17 protein-coding genes, 1 tRNA gene and 1 pseudogene are annotated in these 21,210 nt (G+C 63.7%); 11 read left to right on the forward strand and 8 right to left on the reverse strand.

Annotation, left to right across the window (positions count from 1 at the left end; genetic code table 11):
- Positions 1–46 precede the first annotated feature (46 nt).
- Positions 47–2,812 carry a di-heme-cytochrome C peroxidase gene (locus AX729_RS23095; protein WP_061026593.1) on the reverse strand — a complete coding sequence of 922 codons (2,766 nt, stop codon included), beginning with the start codon at positions 2,810–2,812 and terminating at the stop codon, positions 47–49.
- Between the two features lie 160 nt (positions 2,813–2,972).
- Positions 2,973–4,769 (reverse strand): adenylate/guanylate cyclase domain-containing protein, encoded by a 1,797-nt coding sequence (locus AX729_RS23100; protein ID WP_061026594.1) that lies wholly within the window; start codon positions 4,767–4,769, stop codon positions 2,973–2,975.
- 223 nt (positions 4,770–4,992) lie between these two features.
- Between AX729_RS23100 and AX729_RS23105 the strand changes: the two genes are divergently transcribed.
- The gene (locus tag AX729_RS23105) at positions 4,993–5,625 is read left to right on the forward strand and encodes a LysE family translocator (protein ID WP_061026595.1); all 633 of its coding nucleotides are present in this window, start codon (positions 4,993–4,995) and stop codon (positions 5,623–5,625) included.
- A 6-nt stretch (positions 5,626–5,631) separates the two neighbouring features.
- Here the strand turns inward: AX729_RS23105 and AX729_RS23110 are convergent, their stop codons facing one another.
- The gene (locus tag AX729_RS23110) at positions 5,632–6,384 is read right to left on the reverse strand and encodes a sulfite exporter TauE/SafE family protein (RefSeq protein WP_061026596.1); all 753 of its coding nucleotides are present in this window, start codon (positions 6,382–6,384) and stop codon (positions 5,632–5,634) included.
- 91 nt (positions 6,385–6,475) lie between these two features.
- On the opposite strand from AX729_RS23110, the gene AX729_RS23115 reads away from it, so the two are divergent.
- On the forward strand, positions 6,476–7,366 hold the full coding sequence (locus AX729_RS23115) for a LysR substrate-binding domain-containing protein (RefSeq protein ID WP_061026597.1): 891 nt from the start codon (positions 6,476–6,478) through the stop codon (positions 7,364–7,366).
- A 135-nt stretch (positions 7,367–7,501) separates the two neighbouring features.
- On the opposite strand, the gene AX729_RS23120 is transcribed toward AX729_RS23115, so the two are convergent.
- The 5 genes and pseudogenes from AX729_RS23120 to AX729_RS23135 all read right to left on the reverse strand — a co-directional run bounded on the left by AX729_RS23120 (position 7,502) and on the right by AX729_RS23135 (position 11,234).
- On the reverse strand, positions 7,502–8,107 hold the full coding sequence (locus AX729_RS23120) for a hypothetical protein (RefSeq protein WP_061026598.1): 606 nt from the start codon (positions 8,105–8,107) through the stop codon (positions 7,502–7,504).
- 40 nt (positions 8,108–8,147) lie between these two features.
- Positions 8,148–9,013: pseudogene (locus AX729_RS23125) on the reverse strand (Bug family tripartite tricarboxylate transporter substrate binding protein).
- Positions 9,014–9,035: 22 nt separating this feature from the next.
- A complete protein-coding gene (hisN, locus tag AX729_RS23130; RefSeq protein ID WP_061026599.1) occupies positions 9,036–9,818 on the reverse strand; it encodes a histidinol-phosphatase in 783 nt (260 codons plus the stop codon).
- Positions 9,819–10,040: 222 nt separating this feature from the next.
- Complete coding sequence (locus AX729_RS39890; RefSeq protein ID WP_156457161.1) at positions 10,041–10,259, reverse strand: hypothetical protein; 219 nt, start codon at positions 10,257–10,259, stop codon at positions 10,041–10,043.
- Between the two features lie 84 nt (positions 10,260–10,343).
- Complete coding sequence (locus AX729_RS23135) at positions 10,344–11,234, reverse strand: N-formylglutamate amidohydrolase (protein ID WP_061026600.1); 891 nt, start codon at positions 11,232–11,234, stop codon at positions 10,344–10,346.
- A 349-nt stretch (positions 11,235–11,583) separates the two neighbouring features.
- Here AX729_RS23135 and cpdR point away from each other — a divergent pair, with 349 nt between their 5' ends.
- The 9 genes from cpdR (at position 11,584) to AX729_RS23180 (ending at position 21,209) form a co-directional block, all read left to right on the forward strand.
- Positions 11,584–11,943 carry a cell cycle two-component system response regulator CpdR gene (gene cpdR / locus AX729_RS23140; protein WP_028179810.1) on the forward strand — a complete coding sequence of 120 codons (360 nt, stop codon included), beginning with the start codon at positions 11,584–11,586 and terminating at the stop codon, positions 11,941–11,943.
- 71 nt (positions 11,944–12,014) lie between these two features.
- A tRNA-Val gene (locus tag AX729_RS23145) sits at positions 12,015–12,089 on the forward strand.
- A 657-nt stretch (positions 12,090–12,746) separates the two neighbouring features.
- The gene (locus tag AX729_RS23150) at positions 12,747–14,330 is read left to right on the forward strand and encodes an ABC transporter substrate-binding protein (protein WP_061026601.1); all 1,584 of its coding nucleotides are present in this window, start codon (positions 12,747–12,749) and stop codon (positions 14,328–14,330) included.
- 70 nt (positions 14,331–14,400) lie between these two features.
- Entirely contained in the window at positions 14,401–15,381 is a 981-nt protein-coding gene (locus tag AX729_RS23155) for an ABC transporter permease (RefSeq protein WP_061026602.1), read from the forward strand.
- Positions 15,381–16,301 carry an ABC transporter permease gene (locus tag AX729_RS23160; RefSeq protein WP_061026603.1) on the forward strand — a complete coding sequence of 307 codons (921 nt, stop codon included), beginning with the start codon at positions 15,381–15,383 and terminating at the stop codon, positions 16,299–16,301. The genes AX729_RS23155 and AX729_RS23160 overlap by 1 nt, the downstream gene beginning before the upstream one ends.
- A complete protein-coding gene (locus AX729_RS23165; protein ID WP_061026604.1) occupies positions 16,298–18,142 on the forward strand; it encodes an ABC transporter ATP-binding protein in 1,845 nt (614 codons plus the stop codon). The genes AX729_RS23160 and AX729_RS23165 overlap by 4 nt, the downstream gene beginning before the upstream one ends.
- A 70-nt stretch (positions 18,143–18,212) precedes the next feature.
- Positions 18,213–18,974 (forward strand): DeoR/GlpR family DNA-binding transcription regulator, encoded by a 762-nt coding sequence (locus AX729_RS23170; RefSeq protein WP_061026605.1) that lies wholly within the window; start codon positions 18,213–18,215, stop codon positions 18,972–18,974.
- Entirely contained in the window at positions 18,967–20,247 is a 1,281-nt protein-coding gene (locus AX729_RS23175) for a Zn-dependent hydrolase (protein WP_061026606.1), read from the forward strand. Before AX729_RS23170 ends, AX729_RS23175 begins: the two co-directional genes overlap by 8 nt.
- Positions 20,244–21,209, forward strand: a complete 966-nt coding sequence (locus tag AX729_RS23180; RefSeq protein WP_063817278.1) for a phosphotransferase — start codon at positions 20,244–20,246, stop codon at positions 21,207–21,209. Before AX729_RS23175 ends, AX729_RS23180 begins: the two co-directional genes overlap by 4 nt.
- Position 21,210: the final 1 nt, after the last annotated feature.

A 21,210-nucleotide genomic window follows, 5' to 3' on the forward strand; every position in this document is an offset into this window, starting at 1 on the left:
CTGCGTTCGCAATGACGAAGTGACGTTCACTACGAAGTGACGTTCACTACAGCGTCTTCAGATACTCGATCAGGTCGTAGCGCTCGGCGTCGTCCTTGAACATGCGGCCGATGACGCCCGGCCGTTTCGGCTCGCCCTCCTTGCGCTCGAAGGAATGGCCGAGCACGCTGTTGCCCTGGATCGGCTTTCCGTCAGATGCCGTCGCGGAGAACTCCGTCTCACCCGTCTTGCAACGTTCGTTGGCAGCAACTGCGAAACCGACGGTGTCGGGGTCGTAGTCGCGGCGGCCCATGCAGAATTTTTGCGGGCGCTCGCTCGCCGGCTTCAAGAGCCAGTACAGCGAAGGCACCGAACCGTTGTGCAGGTAAGGCGCCGTCGCCCAGATGCCGTTCAGCGGCCGGGCGCGATAGCGCGGATCGGGCGCGGGATTGAGACAATTCTTGCGCGCCAGATTCCACATTTGTGCCCGTTCGGCCTCCGGGACTTTCTCGTCGTCCATCCATTTGCGAGCGACGAGATCGACCACCGTCATGAGGCCGAGCGCATAGACCATCTCGTTGGGCGAAGTGCTCGCGGTCGGAATCTCGCATTGCCACCATTTCTGCAGGTCGGCCGTGTTGACCTTCAGGAATCCGGGCACATCGACGGTCCTCTTGCTGAGCACGAGCGACTGTTCGGGATCCGTCTTGATCTCGTCGAGGGGTATCGTCACCGCGTTCAAGACCTTGCTGTCGCCGTTCGGCTCCCAATGCTTCGATGACCAGAAGGCGGGGGTGTCGACGGCCGGCAGGTGGCAGCCGGAGCACATCTCGGCGTAGATGGCGCGGCCGCGCTCGACGCGATCGGGCTTCAGTCTCCATGCGTCCCCCAGGATCTGCGAGGGCCATTTGGGCGCGAGCAGGCCGCCGAACTTCGGACCGTCGGCCGCCTTGAATGGATCGGGGCCCCTCAGCATGTCCTCGATCCAGCCGAGCGTCCTGATGTTCACCGAGGAGCGCCACAGCCTGTCCTCCGGATAGGCGTCGGACAGGTTGAGCAACGCCGTCACGCCGAGGGCTTCGCCGGCGTTGCGGATCAGCGGCTGCTCGATCGAGGCGTCGTACTGGGCGAACTTGAACCACGGCACGGTCCAGATCGCGGGGTAGCTGACCGGCGCGTCCTGGGCATGCAGGTTCTTCTCGAATCCCTTGACGCCACTCATCGCGAGGTCCTGCGAAAAGACCTGGTTGCCGATGCGGTTGAGGGCGTCGAGGCGGCCGAACCCTTCCTCCGTATCCTGCTGCTGCTTGCCGTCCCAGGTTGTCTTGCCTTCGATCGTCTTCTCGTAGTTCTTGGCCCAGTCGATCAGGAAGCTGCCGATCGCGCTGAGCTTCTGCTTGAGCGCGGCGCGGTCCGTCTGGCTGGCCTCAGGGCCGAGCACGCGATCGGCAAAGCGCTGGAAGCGGAACGGGACGTAGAGGGTGTAGGCGATCGACAGGCCGGTCGCGAGCTCGAGCTTCTTCAGGTCGGTCATCGCCGCGCCGCCGTCGAAGCGGACGTCGACGCCCTGATAGTGGATTTGGCCGGTATGGCAGGCCGCGCAGGTCAGCCCGATCATGTCCTGTTCGCGGCGGCCCGTCGCGGGATCGACGACGCCGGTCATGCGCGCGAAGCCGACCGGCAGGCCATCGACGTTCTCCGCCGGCGTCCATCGCGTCGACCAGTCCGGCACCTGCGCCGTCTCGTAGACGTTGGCATAGCCGAAGCGGCGCAGCGTTGCCGTGTCGGTCTGGATCGACCGCGGGCTCGGGATGAAGCCGAAGCGCTCGAGATAGGCGCTGTCCTTCATCATGCCCGGCTTCGAGAACAGATGAAGTTGCGGCTGCTCGAGCGCCACGAACCACTCATAGGGCACCGGGAAGGTCGCGGTGCCCTGGCTGGCATGGTGGAACCAGTGCCGGTCTTTCAGCGACCAGTTCTGTTCGAGCCAGTAGGCTGCCTTCGTTTCGGGGACCGCTGGCAGCGGCGGCGGCAGGAGATTCACCAGCACGCCCTTCTGCGGCAGCACGGCGCGGAGCTGGTTGGGGAATTCGGCGACCGCCACCAGGGCGACGAGGCCAAGGCCGATGACGAGGGCCGAGAGCGCGGCCGCCCAGCGAAAACGGAGCTGGCAAGACGACAACAGCGGCTGCGACAAGATCCGCTGGTTGATACGCTCGGGAAATTTGCGCTCTTCGAACAGCGTGCGTACGTCGGCGACGCTGAGATAGCGCTCCTCGCCCTCTTTGCCCTTGCCGATGATCTTCAGGAGGATCGGCCATTCGAACTTCATCAGCAGCGGGTAGTACCATCGCGCGGCGCTGCCGGCGCGCTTGAGGTTGTCGCGCATGAAGGTCTTGATTTCCGCGGCGTTCAGGCCGGGCTCGCTGCTGCCGGTGTTCGGGTCGGTGTAGCTCCGGCCGAAGCTCGCGAAGCGGGCGATCTCGTCCTCGTCGACCTTGCCGTCGACGCCGAGGATGCGCGAGCCGGCGCCGCGCTTGTCGAGCGGACCGCCGCGCAGCGCGTCGAGCTGCGCGCCCGACCAGATGCTCTTCAGGATGTGCTTGATGCCGTTGGCGATGAGCGCAACGCCGCGGACCTGGATGCGGGCCGAGATCTTCTTCAGCCCCGTCTCACCGGTCGCATTCGCGATGGTCTGCGACAGCGTATTGAGCGGCACGGTCCCGCCGTCGACGAAACCTTCGCCGACCAGGCCGCGCAGGAACGGGCACGGATTGTTCGGCGAGACCGGGATCGAGGGATCGAAGGGCGGCTTCGAAACGGGGGGATGCATGGCCCAAATCCTGAAAACGCGAATCGTGAAAAGAAGACGCGCCGATCAAGCGCGGAAAGTCCTAACAAAACGACAGCACGGTATACTACTTCAGCGTGCAAAGAAGTGTGGCTGAATTCACTGTCCTGTCAATAAAGGCCGGTGCGGGACGGGCGGTCTCTCAGGATTCGGCGGCGCGTTTGACGTCGCTCTGAATCAGCGTCAGCTTGCCGAGCGGCACGCCGGCCTTCAGCAATCCCTCGCGATAGTGCGCGATGTCCTCGGGCCGCTTCCAATGAAAGTTGCGCAAGTGACGATCGACACTGAGGTTCGGGTAGTTGCCCATGAGCACGCCGGCGGCCTCGCTCGCCTCGTCGCTCCGGCCCAGTTGCGCCAGCGCCGCGGCGCGGATCGCCAGCGCCTGCATGTGGTTCGGATTGATGTAGAGCTGCTCGCGGGCCCACGACAGTGTCGCGTCATATTGGCGCAACAGGTAGTGGCTGAAGGCGTTCAGCGCCGCCCATTGATAGCGCGGATCGCTGTTGTCGCGCTGCGATGCCATCGAGAACAGCTCGATCGCCTCGCGGTGCTCGCCGATGACGAAATGGCAGATGCCGAGCACGCCGCGCGCGCCGTTGTCGTAGGGGTTGAGCGCGACGGCACGCTTGGCGGCGTCCATCGCCGCCTCGTAATGCCCTTCCAGCGCATGAGCCCAGGACAGGATCGAGAACGCGAAGGAGGAGCGCGGGTCGAGCCGGACGCTGGTCTCAGCCAGGTTCATCGCCTCGGCCCACATTTCCCGCGTGCCCTTGACCCAGCCGAACTGGATGCTCTGGATCTGGATCGTGCCGAGATAGGCGTGCGCGATCGACAGTTTGGGATCGAGCCTGATGGCCTCGCGGAACAGGTCGACGGCGGCAGCCAGATCCTCCTTGGTGTGCCGGTAGTAATGCGACAGGCCCTTGAGGAAACGGTCCCAGGCGGTCACGTCGGTCGAGAGCCGCGCCGGCGCCGAGGCCTCGGCACGGACGATCTCGGTGGCGATGGCGGCGGACAAATTGGTGGTGATCTCGTCCTGCATCGCGAAGAGGTCGCCGATGTCGCGGTCGTAACGGCCGGTCCAGAGCTGCTCCCCGGTTTCCGGCGCGATCAGCTCGGCGGTGACGCGGATCTTGGCTCCGGCGCGCCGCACCGAACCCTGGATCAGATAGGTGGCGTCGATCTCGCGCGCGATCAGGCGGGTGCTCGTGTTCGTGCCCTTGAAGGCGAAGGTCGAGTTGCGGCTCAGCACGCGATAGAAGGATTGCAGCGACAGCGCGTGGATGAGATCTTCCGTGAGCCCGTCCGAGAAATACTCGTCCTGGCTGTCGCTGAGATTGGCGAAGGGCAGCACACCGACGATCGCCGTGCGGTACTGCTGCGACAGCGCCGAGGCCTCGCGGAGCTCGGGCGCAAGCGCCGGCGCGCCCTCGGGCGTCCAGGTCCAGACCCCGATCGCATCCTTGATGTTCTTGAAGCGATGGTTGCCGGCATCGGTCAGCGGCGCCGTGAGATGCTTGCTTGCCTCCCGATAGGCCTTGGCCGAGATCGCGAAACCACCGGGGCTCGCCACCGATTCCAGGCGGACGGCGATGTTGACGTCGTCACCGAAGACCTCGTCCTCGTCGGCGATAACATCGCCCATGTGGATGCCGAGCCGGAACTGCATGGCACGGTCGGCGGGCAGATGGTGGTTGCGTTCGGCCATCAGCGTCTGCATCGCGATCGCGGCCTCGGTGGCGCCGACGATCGAAGGGAACTCGAGCAGGAAGCCATCGCCGGTGTTCTTCACGACGCGGCCGCCGTGATTGAGGATGATGGGATGGATCGCTGCGCGATGGGCTTTGAAGGCGGCATGGGTGCCGGCCTCGTCGCTGCCCATCATGCGCGAATAGCCGGCGACATCGGCGCAGACGATGGCGGCCAGACGTCTTTCCATATCCGCGAAGCTCCAAGGGACAGGGGACCAGCCACGGCGTGGCGGTCGCCTCGATTCCCGCATTCCAAGAACCCTGCCTTTATAGAGCAGATGAGGCCGAGCGGAAGCATGATCCGATTTGCAAATTCGAGATAAATCCTGCGCAATCCCGGCGGTGGACGGGAACGGGCGAACCGACTAAGCGGAACCAGGACCGCCCGGCCGGGTGGCGGAGGCACCTTGCATGCTGGGCATTCATGAAATCGGGCTTTTCATCCTGTCGGGCGTGCTGCTCAACATCACGCCAGGGCCGGATTCGGTCTATGTGATCGGCCGCAGCATGCAGATGGGGTGGCGCGGCGGCGCCGCTGCCGCCCTCGGCATCAGCTGCGGCTGCGTTGTCCATGTCGCCGGCGCGGCGATCGGGCTTTCGGCCCTGCTGATGGCCTCCTCGACCGCCTTCTCGATCCTGAAGCTGGTCGGCGCGGCCTATCTGGTGGTGACCGGGCTTCAGATGCTGTGGTCGCGCCCGGTGCTGGCGTCGGCGATGGCGGAGCCGGTGCGGAGCCCGCTGCGGCGGGTCTTCCTCCAGGGTGTCTTCACCAACGCGCTCAATCCCAAGGTCGCGTTGTTCTTTCTCGCCTTCCTGCCGCAATTCGTCGCAACCGACGCGCCGCACAAGCCGCTCGCCTTCCTGACGCTCGGCCTGATCTTCATCTTTACGGGGACGCTGTGGTGCCTGGTGCTGGCGGCGTTCGCGGCAAAGGCCGCTCACCGGCTGCGTCAATCCGAGGGCGCGATCGCCTGGGTCAATCGCGCGCTCGGCGGCCTCTTCATCTATCTCGGCATCCGCGTCGCCATGCTGGAGACGCGGTAACGTCCTTCAGGCGAATTCCTTCAACAGCGCACTGCCGGCGAGATAGAGGCCGAGCAGGATCATCGCGATCAGGAACCACCGGCGAAACGATTCCGCGGGCATCCGCGCCCGCACCGACTGGCCGATGAACATGCCGGCAAAGGCCATGGCGAGGCCCACGGCGCCCGGCACGGCATTGGCGGGCGTCAGCAATCCGGCGGCGGTCAGGTTGAATGCGAGCGCCAGCGTCGCCGTCGTGAAGAACACGCCGAGCGCCTGCACCAGCTCGTCCTTTTCCATGCCGATTGCCTGCATGAACGGCATCGAGGGGATTACCTGCACGCCCGTCGATGCCGAGATCACGCCGGTGACGACGCCGACCACGCCGCCGACCCACTTCTCGTTCCCGCGTGAAACGCGGAACTGGAATTTGCTCAGGCCGATCACGGCGTAGACGACGAGGAGCGCGCCGAGCACGATCGTGCCGTAACGCGCGTGCGGGCCGGTCAGCGCGCCGGCATTGAGCCAGCATCCGACCACGGTGCCGATCATCAGCGGCCACAGCCGCCTCAGGATGTCGCGCAGATAGGGGCCGACGAAGGTCTGCCAGATGTTGGTGACGATGGCCGGCACGATGACGATGGCGATGGCGCGGCTCGGGGCCATGCTCACCGCGAGCAGGCCCATGGACACCGTCGGCAGGCCAAGCCCGACCACGCCCTTGACGAATCCGGCAAGCAGGAAGACGGCAGCGATCACGATGAGAAGCGGGTCGATCATGTCTGCACATTGACCGAAGCCGCGCGCCGGCACAATCTGGAGGTTACGGAGGGAGCCTTCGCTCCAAGCGAAGGCTAAGGGACCATCTGCCATGCGCTTCGATCTCGTCGATCTCCAGCTCTTCATCGCGGTGGCCGACCAGCGCAGCATTACGGGCGGTGCGGAGCGCTCGCACATGGCGCTGGCCTCGGCCAGTGCGCGCATCAAGGGGCTCGAGGATGCGCTCGGCGTCGCGCTGCTCAAGCGCGGGCGACGCGGCGTCGAGCTGACCGCGGCCGGCGAGAGCCTGCTCGATCATGCAAGGCTGGTCATCCACCAGATCGACGCCATGCGCGGCGATCTCGCCGGCTTTGCCAGCGGCGTCCGCGCCAGCGTGCATCTGCTCGCCAACACCTCGGGGCTCTCGGAGCATCTGCCGAGGGCGCTCGCGGGCTTCCTGCGCGCGCATCGCGACGTCGCCGTCGATATCGAGGAGCGCGAGAGCACCGACATCGCCGCCGCGATCACGGCGGGGGCCGCCGATCTCGGCTTCGCTGCCGAGCACGCGCTGCCCGAGCATATCGAGCGCTTCCTCTTCAGCGAAGATCGGCTGACGCTGGTGACGTCGAAACGCGGGCCGTTCGCCGGCCGCCGCCAGATCGATTTCCAGGAGGCCGGCGCTTGCGAGTTCGTCGGACTCACCAGCGCGACCGCACTGCAGGTGCACATTTCGAAGCACGCGGCACGACTCGGCATGCGCCCGCATTTCCGCGCGCGTCTGCGCGATTTCGATGCGATCTGCCAGATGGTCGCCGCCGATGTCGGCGTGGCCCTGGTGCCCGAAGCCGCGGCGCGGCGCTGCGCCAAGACCATGCCGCTCGCCATGGTCCGCCTCCGCGACGCCTTCGCCAACCGCAAGCTCGTGATCTGCGCCCGCAGCTTCAAGACGCTGCCGCGGCCGGCCAAGATGCTCGTGGAGCACTTGCGGGCGCAGGCGGTGTGAGGGCTCACTCTCGCGTGGAGGCTTCCTGAGCGATGGTGCAGGCGTATGAACTTTTCAAAGAGACGATGCCGGGCGGAGTACCCCCACTGGGAGCGTATCCGCACACCAGAGGGCAAATTTTGCTTCTCGATGTTTCTAGCTTCGTCGTTCGAAGGTCATGATCATTTCCCATCCGATCTGGCGCATCATTGCAGATTCAATCTCGGGGAGATTGGGAGAAAGCCTCTTATCATCCTTCAATTCTACATATCGGGGATCGTCTAAATCACCGAAGTGGCCTCCGCCCTCTTTGTTACGAAGTGCGAAGACAAGCCCTCTTCTTGAGAGTCCAAAATTGGTCCCGCGAGAAATTTTCTCTTTTTCCCACCAAGTGGGAAATTGCACATATTCGTGCGTCCAGACGTTGTTGCGACTGGTCTGAGGGCCCTCGCCCAACATGGGATGACACTTGATCCCAACCTGGGTCATTTCCGCGCTCACAAGCGGACTCCAAGCCAGCTCACTATCGCCACGGACTCGTCCAGACGACAGGAACCGAAGCGATCCCCTGATCCCAAGTTGCGTCAGTATGGAGTGATAGCTCTTTCCGTGATCATGAACGAGCGTATGAACTGTGGTGGCGATCCTCATCGCTTCCCACTTTTCGCCAGCGTCGTATGCTCTACACGAAGCTTGAAGGGCTTTGTATTGTGCCTCAAAAGCCTTCTGAACTTCCTCCAACGTTCTTTTCGATATGGTCATCAAAGCCAATCCGAGCAAGAAATCATCGAACTGAAGCCACTTAACTCACCTCCAAGGAAGCAGCAGAAGCTCGCAACTTCGCCGTCTCGACCCCGGCGTTCTTGATCACCTTCGCCCACTCCTTCATCCCATCGGTGATGAAGGTTCAAAAATGCTGCGGTTCGTACCAGTTTTCGATGCGAAGATCAGGCAGCCACTTCGGCGGTGGTCGGCACGTCGGGCGCGGTCGGCGCGCGTTCCGCCGAGCTGACCGCGATCGGCCGCAGCGCCGGCCTTGACCTGCGGCAGCAGCGCCGGGAGGTCGAGGAAGGTCATTTGCACCTGCTGGCCCAGGAGGGCTTTCACGGCGGGCGCAGAGCCGCGATAGGGCACGTGGACGATGTCGATCTTGGCCGTCAGCTTGAACAATTCGCCGGCGAGATGCGACAGGCTGCCGGGGCTGGAGGACGCGAAGTTGAGCTTTCCGGGCTGCGCTTTCGCCAGCGCGATCAATTCGCCGACGTCCTTGGCGGGCACGTTGGCCCCCACCACCAGCATTTCCCGAACGGTGGCCACCAGTGTCACCGGCGTTAGGTCGGACTGCGTGTCGTAGGCGACCTTCTCCATGCTCGGGCCGATCGCTAGCGCGCCAGCTGAGGAGATCGCGGTGGCGTAACCGCCCGGCGCGGCCTTCGCGACCGCGTCGGTGCCGAGCACGCCGCCCTGGCCGCCGCGATTCTCGATCAGCACTGGCTGGTCCGACAGTTCCGACATGCGCTGGCCGATCACCCGCGCGATGATGTCGTTGGGACCACCGGCCGGGAACGGCACGATGAGCTTGATGGGCTTTGCGGGAAAATTCTGCGCCGTAGCCACCGACGGCAGCAGAAGCAGCAACGTAACGAGCAGCCTACGTGAAATGGGCATACAAGCCTCCCGCTCGCGTTTGCTACTGGTTCAAAAGCCTTAAGGCCTCTTCGTGAACCCGCGCGTCGCCGGCCGCGATGATACGGCCGCCGCCCTGGGCGGGCTTGCCTTCCCAGGTGGTGACGACGCCGCCGGCGCCGGTGACGATCGGGATCAGGGCCGCGATGTCGTAGGGCTTCAGCTCGGTCTCGACCACGAGGTCGACATGGCCGGCCGCCAGCATGCAATAGGAGTAGCAGTCGCCGCCATAGCGCGACAGCCGCGCGCCCTGTTCGATGCGGCCGAAGATGGCGCGGTCGCGCTCGTTCATCAGCAGCGGGCTGGTCGTGTAGGTCGTGGCCTCCGACAGCGAGGCGCAGCGGCGGACCTGAAGCCGGCGCTCGCCGGAGGGCCCTTTATAGTTGGCCGAGCCATTGTCGCCGGAAAAGCGCTCGCCGATGAAGGGCTGGTGCATCATGCCGTAGACCGGCGCGCCCTTGTGCAGCAGCGCGATCAGCGTCCCCCAGATCGGAAAGCCGCCGATGAAGGATTTGGTGCCGTCGATGGGGTCGAGCACCCAGACATAATCGGAGTCCTCCCGCTCGTTGCCGAATTCCTCGCCGACGATGCCGTGCTGGGGGAAGTTGGCCTTGATCAGCCGCCGCATCACCGCCTCCGCGGCGCGGTCGGCCTCCGTCACGGGATCGAAATCCTTGGTCTTGCTCTTGTCGTCGATCGACAGCGAGGTGCGGAAGAACGGCAGGATGGTTTCGCCGGAGGCGGAGGCGAGCCGACCGATGAAGGCGGAGAAGTCGATCACCGTCACGGGAATCCTCGATGCGAAGGTTGGATGCAGCTCGCCCTGCCTAGCTCAATTCGCCTCCGCATGCAGCGCTGTCTTGATTTTGCTCCCTGGTATTTTGGATGCTGAGCCCTGCTGCCTCATCCCGGTCAGCGGCTGGCCAAATATCGATCATTGAGTTGAAAACTTAGTTCCGAATTTGCCTTGTTCGTATGCAAATGAAAATCAACCCATTGATTTTACTTATCAAAGAAGCTGAATCTGGGTTTCTCTGGAAGCAACTGAGCCATGTGCGAATTGCATGGGAAACGGCTCAAAAGCTCTTGCACTTTGTGCGTCGCGGTCGCATATTGTTGCGGTGCGGTAGCGCTTGGCGTTACCGCTGCCCTCCTTGGGCGTTTCCTCCCTAGACTTGGGCCGCTTCTTCATCAGAAGCGGCCCTTTTTTCTTGGGGGCCGCTTTCATCCTTTCGTTTCGGCGCGCGCAAGCTGGCGAAACGAAAACGCGCTCGCGCCATTGCTCCCGACGAATCGTGAGAACCAGCGAGCCCTATTCGGCCGCGGCCTGGAACGGGCCGAGATCCCCGAAGGGGATCGTGCTCGCCAGCACGTCGGCGAGCACGCCGAAATCGGACGCCACCTGCGCAAAGCGCGGACTGCGCTCGCGCCGCCGCTCGTCCATGTAGATCGCGCGGTTGAGCTCGATCTGTACCGCGTGCAGGCCGCTTGCGGGATTGCCGTAGTGCTCGGTGATGAAGCCTCCGGCATAGGGCTTGTTGCGGCCGATCGAATAGCCGAGGCCCGTCATGGTCTCCTCGACGCGATCGGGAAGCAGCGGCGTGCAGCTCGTGCCATAGCGGTCGCCGATTACGACGTCGGGTCGGCGCGGCTCGTCTCTGCTGACGCCGACCGAGGGCATCGAGTGGCAGTCGACCAGCACCACGGTGCCGAACTTCTGGTGCACCTTGTTGATCAGCCGGCGCAGCGCGCGATGATAGGGCTTGTACAGCGTCTCGATCCGCCCCAGCGCATCCTCGACCAGGATGCGGTCGCGATAGATCTCCTGGCCGTCGCCGACCACGCGCGGAATGGTGCCGAGACCGCCGGCGACCCGCATCGAGCGGGTATTGGCAAAGCTCGGCAGCCGTCCGCTGAACATGCGGGGGTCGAGCTCATACGGCTCGCGATTGACGTCGACATAGGAGCGGGGAAAGTTGACCCGCACGGTCGGAAAGCCGCGCGCGCTGAGATGGCCGATCAGCTCGTCCATGAACGAGTCTTCCGACCGCCGCAGCGTCGGCAGGTCGATCCGCGATGCCGCCAGGAATTCGTCCGGATAGGTCGAGCCCGAATGGGGCGAGTTGAAGATGACAGGCGCGCGCCATTCGGCGGGCTCGAAAATCTCGAAGGCTGGCGACATGTCGCCGTCAAACCGGGTCATCTTCTCAGGCTTCGTCCCTTACTCAGGCTTCGCCCCCTCGGCGCCGCACGATCCGGCAAAGCTGCGGATCCAATGATCGGCCGTTCGTGCGGTTCTTATGTGTCGTCATTGTCCGGAATCGCAACCATTCTGCCAAGCGAAAAGATGTGATGGACGTTGGAACACGTCTTAACCGTGAGGGCATCGCGGCGGGGACCTGCCGGTCGCGCTCGATTGATTCGGAGCCCGTTCCGGTTCACAAGTGCCGGCAGCGAAGCCAGCCCAAGGTAAAGATTTTCACCCCAAATTTACCCTCTGTCGGGCTTAGTGACCTCTGCTGATATCCTCTGGGGATTCGACGTTTCCTGCCATGGCAAAAATCCTGCTCGCCGAAGACGACAACGACATGCGCCGTTTCCTGGTCAAGGCGCTGGAAAACGCCGGTTTTCAGGTCTCGTCCCATGACAACGGCATGGCCGCCTATCAGCGGCTGCGGGAAGAGCCGTTCGAGATGCTGCTCACCGACATCGTGATGCCGGAGATGGACGGCATCGAGCTCGCCCGCCGCGCCTCGGAACTCGACCCCGACATCAAGATCATGTTCATCACCGGCTTCGCCGCGGTGGCCCTGAACTCGGATTCGGACGCCCCCAAGAACGCCAAGGTGCTGTCCAAGCCGGTGCATCTGCGCGAATTGGTCAGCGAAGTGAACAAGATGCTGGCGGCCTGAATCGGCCCCCTTCCGTCCTTGCGCCGGCTCCCCTGAGCCGTTATAGGGACCCACCGATGAAATGACCTCTAGGGCACGTAGCTCAGCGGGAGAGCACTACCTTGACATGGTAGGGGTCACAGGTTCGATCCCTGTCGTGCCCACCATCCTTCTTCAATCACTTGGGCGCCTTTCGCCCGGGGGCACTGAAGGGGTGGTATCCACGAGAATTTCAACGAAGGCCGATTCCGGCGCTGGCTGCCTCGTCCAGATGAGGCTGCTCCCCAAACGCGGGCGCTCGGTTTCCACACCCCTGCCGAAGCACAGCCTTGCCTACCCCGCGACTTCGGAGGCCGCGTGCTCTTTCCACGATGGTCGCGTGGAAGCGCGTGAGAACAATACGACAAATAGACATTGAGAACGTCTTCAGCTCGGTGAGCCCGTCATCGAGGATGCCCTTCGCGTGGCCCCCGAGTTCGTTGCGGCCTGTCCCCTGATCGCGCAGGGCGGCAGGTCACTCGACCAACACGTAGCTGGTCAAACTGGCACGCGCGGGCGGACAGTCTTTCAGCCAGCGGCAGACCCGCCTTCCGGCGGCATGAAAAGGCAGCGCGTTGATCACGCATTGCATGCGGCATAGGCGCGCTTGCTTGGCCAGACGGCACATTATTGCGCAGGCCTCGCTCCCCCGAGAGGCACTCTGCCAGAGAACCGGTCAAAAACCACAAATCTTGGTGCAAAAACCAGCCGATTCCGCACTGGCACGGCCCGTGCATGACCGTTTTGACCGATTTGCCGGCTGTTCTGAAAGAAGGGGAGTATCGATGCATTCGAAATTTGACCGCCGCCAGCTTCTAAAAGGTGCGGCAGCAGCCGCGGTTGCTGCGGGCTACACCCAGATCAATCCAGACTTCTTCATCTCGGCCGCGCGCGCCCAAGCCGGCAAGACGCTGACTTTCCTGTCGGCCGAGAACATCACCGGCAACTGGGACCCGACCGCCCATACGACGCTGTCGCAGAAGAACATCGAAGGCTTCGTGATGGGCTTTCTGACCCGTACGCCGATGAAGCTCGATAACCCGGGCGAGGTCGTCTACGAACTCGCAACCGACATCAAGCTGCTCGATCCCAATCGCCTGCAAATCAAGCTGCGCGAGGGCGTGGTGTTCCACGACGGCAAGCCGTTCAAGGCAGAGGATGTGAAGGCCACATTCGAATACGGATCGAAGCCCGATCGTCCGGCGCAATGGTATCCCGGCCCCAGCGAAACACTCAAGATCGAGACCCCCGACGACTACACCGTGATCGTCGATACGTCGAAGGGCGGCTATCCCGCGCATCTCTTCATGTTCCTTGCGGCCTTCCTGCCGATCATGTCGGCAAAGGACATCGCGGGCGGTCCTGGCGGCGTGCTGTCGCAAAGGCTGAACGGCACCGGCCCCTTCAAGTTCGTCGAGCAGCGCGGCAACGATACCGTGATGAAGGCCTTCGATGGCTACTTCAAGGGCAAGCCCGCCATTGCCGGAATCAATTTCGTCTTCACCGGCGACAGCACGACGCGCATGCTTTCGCTGATGAACGGCCAGGCCTCGATCGTCGAGCGGCTGGAGCCCGAGCAAGTCGACACCCTCAAGGGCAATTCCAACATCCACATCAACCGGGTGGTGTCCGTCGAGAACAAATACCTCTGGTTCCGCTGCTCCAAGCCGCCCTTCAATGATCCGCGCATCCGTCTGGCGGCGTGCCACGCCATCAACCGCGATCTCATCCTGGAGGTGCTGGGTTCGGCCGGCCATGCCTCCTCGAATTTCGTCTCCCCGGTGAAGTTCGGCTATGTCGACCTTCAGAACTATCCGAAGTTCGATCCGAAGAAGTGCCAGGCCTTGCTCGCGGAAGCCGGCTTTCCGAACGGCAAGGGGCTGCCCCCGCTGGAGTACATCACCTCGGTGGGCTTCTATCCCAAGACCAAGGAATACGGTGAGATCATCACCGCGATGTTGAACGAGCAGGGCTTCAACGTCAGCCTGACGGTGCTGGAGCCGGCGGCCTGGAACGAGCGGCTGTATCATCGCCCGGGCGGCGGTCCGGGCCATATGGTCGACTGCGGATGGTCGACCGGTTCGCCAGAGCCGGACCTGATTCTTCGCACGCACTTCCACTCGTCGTCGCACCGCATCTGCGGCATCGAGGATCCGGCCATCGACGCCAGCCTCGACAAGGAGCGCAGTGCCCCCACGCTGGAGGAGCGCAAGAAGATCCTGCAGACCGAGACGATGCCCTTGCTCGCATCGAAGATGCCGGCGCTCTCGCTGTTCACGTCCGTGATGATTCACGCGATGCAGAAGGACTTTGCGGGCCTCTACATCTATCCGGATGGATCGATGGACGCATCCAAGCCCATCGCCTGATCATGGATCGCAGCCGCGCACCGGATTCCTGCGGTGCGCGGTTGCTTGCGCTGCTTACGGAGCCCTGAAAATGTTCGTCCTGAACTTCCTGATGCGCCGAATGGCTCAGGGCGTCTTGATCATCTTCCTCGTCTCGCTGCTGATCTTCACGCTGCTGAGGGTCGTGCCGGGGGATCCCGTGCGCCTGATGGCGGGCGGAATGGCGCCGGAGGCCCTGATCGAGAAGATTGCGACCGACATGGGATTGCGCGACCCGATCGTCGTCCAGTTCGGCCGGTACATGGCGGGAGTCGTGCGAGGCGATCTCGGCCAATCATTCGTTCGGCCCGCCAATGGCGCGGCTACGGGAGGCGCGACCTTCAACGACACGACGCGCGGTGAACGCGCAAAGGTCCTGAGCCTCATTGTCGAAGCCCTTCCCATGACCCTTCAGCTCGCCGCAGTGACGCTGGTGCTTGCACTGGTCTTCTCCGCCGTGGTGGGAATCGCCGGTGGTCTCGCGATCGGCCGATGGCCGGACAAGCTCGCGTTCTACATCTCCTCCATCTTCATCTCGCTGCCGAACTTCTGGCTCGGCATCGTTCTGGCGCTGCTGTTCTCCGTCAAGCTCGGTTGGTTGCCTGCCATCGGTTACAAGGGATTTGCCTACACCATCCTTCCGGCGATCGTGCTCGCGGTCGAACTGTCGCCGGTCCTGATACGGACCCTCGTCAGCTCGGTGTCGGGCCAGATGACCGAGCCCTATGTGGCGGTGGGACAGGTGCGGGGGCTCAGCCGCAGCCGCATCATCGCCAACCATGCCCTGCGCAATGCATCGGTGCCGCTACTCAATCTGCTGGGAATCCAGTTCTCGAGCCTGCTTGGCGGGGTCATCATCGTCGAGTACATCTTCGACTATCCGGGTCTCGGGCTATTGACGATCAATGCCGTGCTCCAGCGCGACTTTCCGTTGATCCAGGGGATTGCCATCGTCACCAGTGCCATATTCGTGCTGATCAACATCGTCGTCGATCTCATCGCCACCACCATGGATCCGAGGCTCGAATACTGATGTCCGTTGCAACCGCCGCGGCCGCGCCGCTCGTGCACAAGCCGGCCCAACGCTCGATCGTCCGGCGCATCTTCGACAAGGCGGCCTCGACCCCAGGATTCCGCGTCGGTCTCGGCATCTTCGTCGTGCTGGCCCTCGCCACTGCGCTCTATCCCGAACTGAGCGGCCTTGATCCGACGAAGATGGACGTGAAGGCCCGCCTGCTGCCGCCGGTTTTTGTCGGGAGCAATTGGAGCTGGGCTCATCCGCTCGGCACCGATCAGATCGGCCGCGACATGTTGGTGCGATCGCTCGTCGGCTTGCGCTACTCGCTTCTGATCGGCGTTGCGTCCGTCATCGTCATGCTGGCGATCGGGTGTGCACTGGGCACGATCGCGGGCTATTTCGGCGGGCGCACCGACGCGGTCATCATGCGCCTGACCGATGCGCAACTCTCGATCCCCATGATCATCCTCGCCATTTCCGTGCTGGGCGTCTCGCGCCCCACCATCCCGGCGATCGTGCTGGTTCTCGGGGTGTCCAACTGGCCCGTCTATGCGCGCATCATGCGCAGCATCGTCATGACCGAACGCCAGCGCGAATATGTTCGTGCCGCGAAAATCGGCGGCTCGACCGACCTTCGGATCATCCTGACCCTGTTGCTTCCCTTGCTGCTTCCGCCGGTGCTGTTCACCTCAGTCCTGGACGTGGCACGGATGATGATCTTCGAATCGACGCTCGGATTTCTCGGGCTCGGCGTGCAGCCGCCTACGCCGACGTTCGGCAACATCATCGCGGACGGGCGCAAGTACCTCCTGAACGCGTGGTGGATCGCGACCATGCCCGGCCTGTTTCTCGGACTCACGCTGACCAGCATCAACCTGATCGGCGCCTCGCTCGAACGCGCGCGGAATACGATCCATGGGGGAGCGGAAGCATGACGCAGCCACTTCTCTCGCTCAGGAACCTCACCGTCGCGGCGGGCCGCGCGGCGTCGGCAAGAACCATCCTCGACGGTGTGTCGCTGAATCTGGCGCCGCGGGAGATCGTGGGCGTGGTGGGCGCCAGCGGCTCGGGCAAGACCGTGCTCTCGAAGGCCGTCGTCAACTGGATGGAGCCTCCGCTGACCAGGCGGTCCGGGGAGGTGCTGTTCGAGGGGCGCGACATCTATGCGTTGCGCGGCGCGGACATGCGTCTCCTGCGTCAGCGGATCTCCTATGTCGGTGCCAACCCCATGGGAGCGCTCGATCCCACTCTGCCCGTCGGCGCGCAGATCGTCGAGAAGATGCGCGCCGTCGTGCCAGGGGTGTCGCGGCGGACGGCCGAAAGCCGTGTCATCGAGCTGCTGGAGGCCGTGCGCATTCCCTCGGCGCGCAGCCGGTTTCACGATTATCCCTCGCAGTTCTCCGGCGGCATGATGCAGCGCGCCCTGATCGTGGACGCGCTGGTGACCAACCCCGCGCTCCTCGTGGCGGACAACGTCACGCAACCGCTCGACGTCACGGTCGCGGCGCAGGTCATTCGCCTGATGAGGGAGTTGACGGCGACTTTCGACACGGCAGTCCTTTTTGTATCATCCTCGTTGCCGGTCGCGCGCGAAGCCTGCACGCGCATCCTGGTGATGGACGAAGGCCGCATCGTCGAGGAGCAGTCGAGCGGGGATCTGGTGGCGCGGCCCGTCTATCCCTACACCCGCGAGCTCGTGCGGCAGACTCCGAAGATCTGGGGCGGTGAGGCCGCCTCGGCGCCCGATCGGAACGACCACCGCGAGGTTGTGCTCAGTCTGCGCGACGCTTCGCAGGTCTACAAGGTCAGGAAGAAGACCGGGTTCGGCGGCGTCAATCTGGTCCGCGCCGTGCGCAACGTCACCTTCGACATACGTCGCGGGGACAGCTTCGCCATCGTCGGCGAATCCGGCTGTGGAAAGTCGACCCTGATGCGGCTGCTATGCAGGCTCGAGCTTCCGAGCTCGGGGCAGATCATCTGTGCGGACAAGGACATCGCAACGCTCAAGGGGAGGGCGCTGCTCGAGTTTCGCAGCAAACTCCAGATGGTGCTGCAGGATCCCTTCGGCTCCCTGCCGCCGCGGACGTCGATCGGCAAGATGCTCGAGGATCCCCTGCGCACGCATGGCAGGCGCGACAAGGCCGCGATCCGCGAGCGCGTCCTCAAGGTCATGGCAGAGGTGGGCCTGCCTGCCGAGCTCTATGAGGAGCTTCCGCTCGGTCTGAGCGCGGGACAGCGCCAGCGCATCAACATCGCCCGTGCCCTCGTGCTCGAGCCGGAAATCCTGATCATGGACGAAACGCTTTCGGCGTTGGACCAGGCCGAGCAATTCAAGCTCCTCGACCTGTTCGACAAGCTCCAGAAGGAGTACGACCTCACCTATATCTTCATCTCGCACGATCTCGCAATGGTCAGGAAAGCGTGCAATCGGGTCGCGGTGATGTATCTCGGCGAGGTCTTCGAACTCGCCGACAACGAGCGCCTGTTCTTCGATCCCGGACATCCCTATACGAAGGCGCTGTTGAGCGCCATGCCGACGCTCGAGCAGCGTCGCTACAATCCTGAAGAGTGCCTGCTGGAGGGAGAGCCGCCGAGTCCGCTCGATATCCCCGACGGCTGCAGTTTCAGATCGCGTTGCCCGCAGGCCCTGAACAAATGCGGCCGGCTTCAGCCGAGCCTCACCGTCCGCTCGCGGCAGGATTTCGCTGCCTGCCACCTCGTCCTGCCGCCGACTGCGACCGGTGTCCTCGGCCAAGCGAGCCCAACCGCGGTATGAGGCAAGTGGTGGTGAAAGCGGACACGTGCCAGAAAGCGGCCGCAAGTGCCGTGACACGCAGGGAACGTTCATGAGCTTTACGGAACAGCGACTCGAGTTGATCCGGGATCTGCTGCGCCAGCATCAGCGGGTCCATGTGAAGGATCTGGTGGATCAGCTCAAAGTCAGCCAGGAATCGATCCGACGAGACCTCAGGGAGCTCGAGACCGAAGGGTTCGCTCGCCGCGTCTATGGCGGCGCCGTGCTCGACCGCCAGGAAAGCGACCAGCCCTTCGCCGACCGTCTGCGGGTCGGCGCGAGAGAAAAGGGGCGCATCGGCGAGGCGGCGGCGGCCCTGGTCAAGGACGGCATGAAGATCTTCGTCGACGAGGGCACGACCGCGCTCGCGTGCCTGAAGCACCTCGACAAACGCAAGGATCTCACGATCGTGAGCAACTCGCTCGCGGTCGCGGCCCATTTCTACTACGCATCGACGCCCAGCGTCCGCGTGCTCGGGGGGCGGCTGCGGCCGGACTATCAGGCAACTTTCGGTCCCGAAACGGCCGCGGCGATGAAGGAGCATTTCTTCGATCTCGCCATCATCGCGATCAGCGCCGTTCATGCCGAACGCGGGTTCATGGACTACGGCGAAGACGAAGCCATCATCCGCCGCGTCGCGCGTGCGCAGGCGAAGCGTTCGGTCATCGTCGCGGACAGTTCCAAGTTCGGCCGTCTCGGCTCGATTCACACCTTCGGCCTGCAGGACGTGCATGCCGTCATCACGGGTGGCGCCCTGACCAGGGACTTCACCGAGCAGTTCAACAAATCCCACGTGGACATCATCTATGCCTGACGTCTCCTCCGCCCGCGCTCCCATCGATCCATCGCGCCTTCAGGCCATGATGGATGAGCTTTCGGCCTTCGGCGGCGGGCCCGACGGATCCATGACGCGGCTTGCTCTTTCAAAGGAGGACGGGGCGGCCCGCGACTGGCTCGGCCGCTGGTTCGCCAGGAATGGCTTCGCGCAATCGGTGGACGTGATCGGCAACCAGTTCGGCACCCTCTCGGTGGCCGGAGCCAACGCGCCGGTCGTCATGGTCGGTTCTCACCTCGACAGCCAGCCGAACGGCGGCCGCTTCGACGGCGCGCTCGGCGTGGTGTCTGCGTGCGAGGCGGTGCTGGCCGTGGCGGAAAAGCTGAAGGCGGAAAAGAAGCTGCCCGTCTGCAATTTCCAGGTCGTGAACTGGACCAACGAGGAGGGGGCGCGCTTCCAGCCGAGCCTTCTGGGCAGCAGCTTGTTTGCAGGGGCGATCGAGCGCGAATGGGCTCTCGATCGCAAGGACGGGAGCGGCGTCAGCGTGCGCGACTCCCTCGCGACGATCGGGTATGCCGGCACGGACAAGGTGGCACGGCCGAGCGCGCTGCTCGAGCTTCACATCGAGGGCGACAAGGAGCTTTTCGAGGCCGGGGAGCGGTTCGGAATCTTCACCAGGTATTGGGGGGCGACCAAATATCGTGTCGCCTTCCTCGGACGGCAGGCTCACACCGGTCCGACGCCGATGGCGCAGCGTAAGGACGCCGTGCTGGGGGCTGCCTATCTTATTGCGGATTTGAGGCAGATCGCCGGCGAACACGGCCTCGATCTCCACACCTCCGTCGGACGTCTCGAGGTGTTTCCGAACTCGCCGAACACGGTCCCCTCCGAGGCCGTTCTGTTCATCGAATTGCGTTCGGGGTCGCCGGAGATTCTGGCCGAAGCCGAACGCAAGATGAAGCTGCGGATGGAAGCGGCAGCGGCGAACGCCGGCGTTTCATTCGAAGTGAGGTCGATCGATCGCCGCAACGCAGGCCGATTTTCGCAAGGACTGGTATCGCTGGCCGAGCGAGCGGCGGCAAGCTTCGGCGAGACGGCGCGCCACCTCGATACGATCGGCGGTCACGATGCGGTGGCCCTGTCCGCAGTCTGTCCCTCGGTCGTTCTTGCGGTTCGTTCGCGCGACGGTGTGATCCATCATCCGACCGAGTTCACGAGCGCGGAAGACCAGGCATTCGGGACCCAGGTGCTTGCCGACATGCTCTATGCGCTGGCGAGCGAAGGCCTCGCAGCGATCGAGGCCGCCGCATGAGAACGCTGGGTCATCCGGAAACGGCCATGGAAGCGCGGGCCGAACGCGCGATCGGTAATCTGCCGGTCATCGACGCCACCGAGGCCGTCTATGCGGTCTCCGCGTTTCCTGTGGCTTCGCCGTCCTATCATGCGGTCGAGTCGACCAGTTTCGATGTCGGACCGAGCGGCCGGGAGGCGGAGTTCTTCCTTCGGCTTGCGAATGACGAGGTCGCCGAGTTGGTGAACGACGAGGTCGCCTTTGCCGCGGCGAAGCGGTTTCACGAACTGGGGCTCTCGCCGCTGCCGGTCGGCCGCGCACCGGCCGAGAGGGCAGTGTTGTTCACGCGCCTCGGGAGCGGCTGGAGGACGGCGAAGATCGATGATCTGATGCAGCAGGCCTCGGTCGCGCGGCTCGTCGCAATGCAGAAGACGATCGCCGCCGGGGAGAAGTTCGGACGCCCCTGGTCCGTGTTCGATGGCATCGACCATCTTTGGTCCTTGATTTCGAACACGAGCGCCGTCTTTCCCGGCGACCTCGACTGGATGCTGGCCTGGATGACCTCGATACGTGAGGCGGTATCGGCGGCCGGTGTCGACTTGATGCCGGCGCATGGCGACCCGCAATCCTCCAACGTGATGCTCGGTCCGGACGGCGCCATGATGCTGGTCGACTTCGACATGGCCGGCGATATCGACCCTTATTATCAACTCGGAGTTCAGATGAACGAACTCTATCAGTTCGAGAGCCAGATGAAGCCGCTTCTGGAAATGCATGACGGCCGTTTCAGCGAAAAGGCGTTCAGCCGGTGCCGGCTCTATGCAGCCGCGGACGATCTCTACTGGGCCCTCCGAAGCCTGTTGCAGGACGTGCGGTCGCCAATTCAGGGCCTGGAGTTCCTGAAATATGCGTCGTGGCGATTTCTCCGATGCCGGATGCTGCTTGGGCACCCCGGCTTCGAAGAGCGGTTGCGGTCTCTCTAGC

Source organism: Bradyrhizobium sp. CCH5-F6, from assembly GCF_001556045.1.
GTDB lineage: Bacteria > Pseudomonadota > Alphaproteobacteria > Rhizobiales > Xanthobacteraceae > Bradyrhizobium.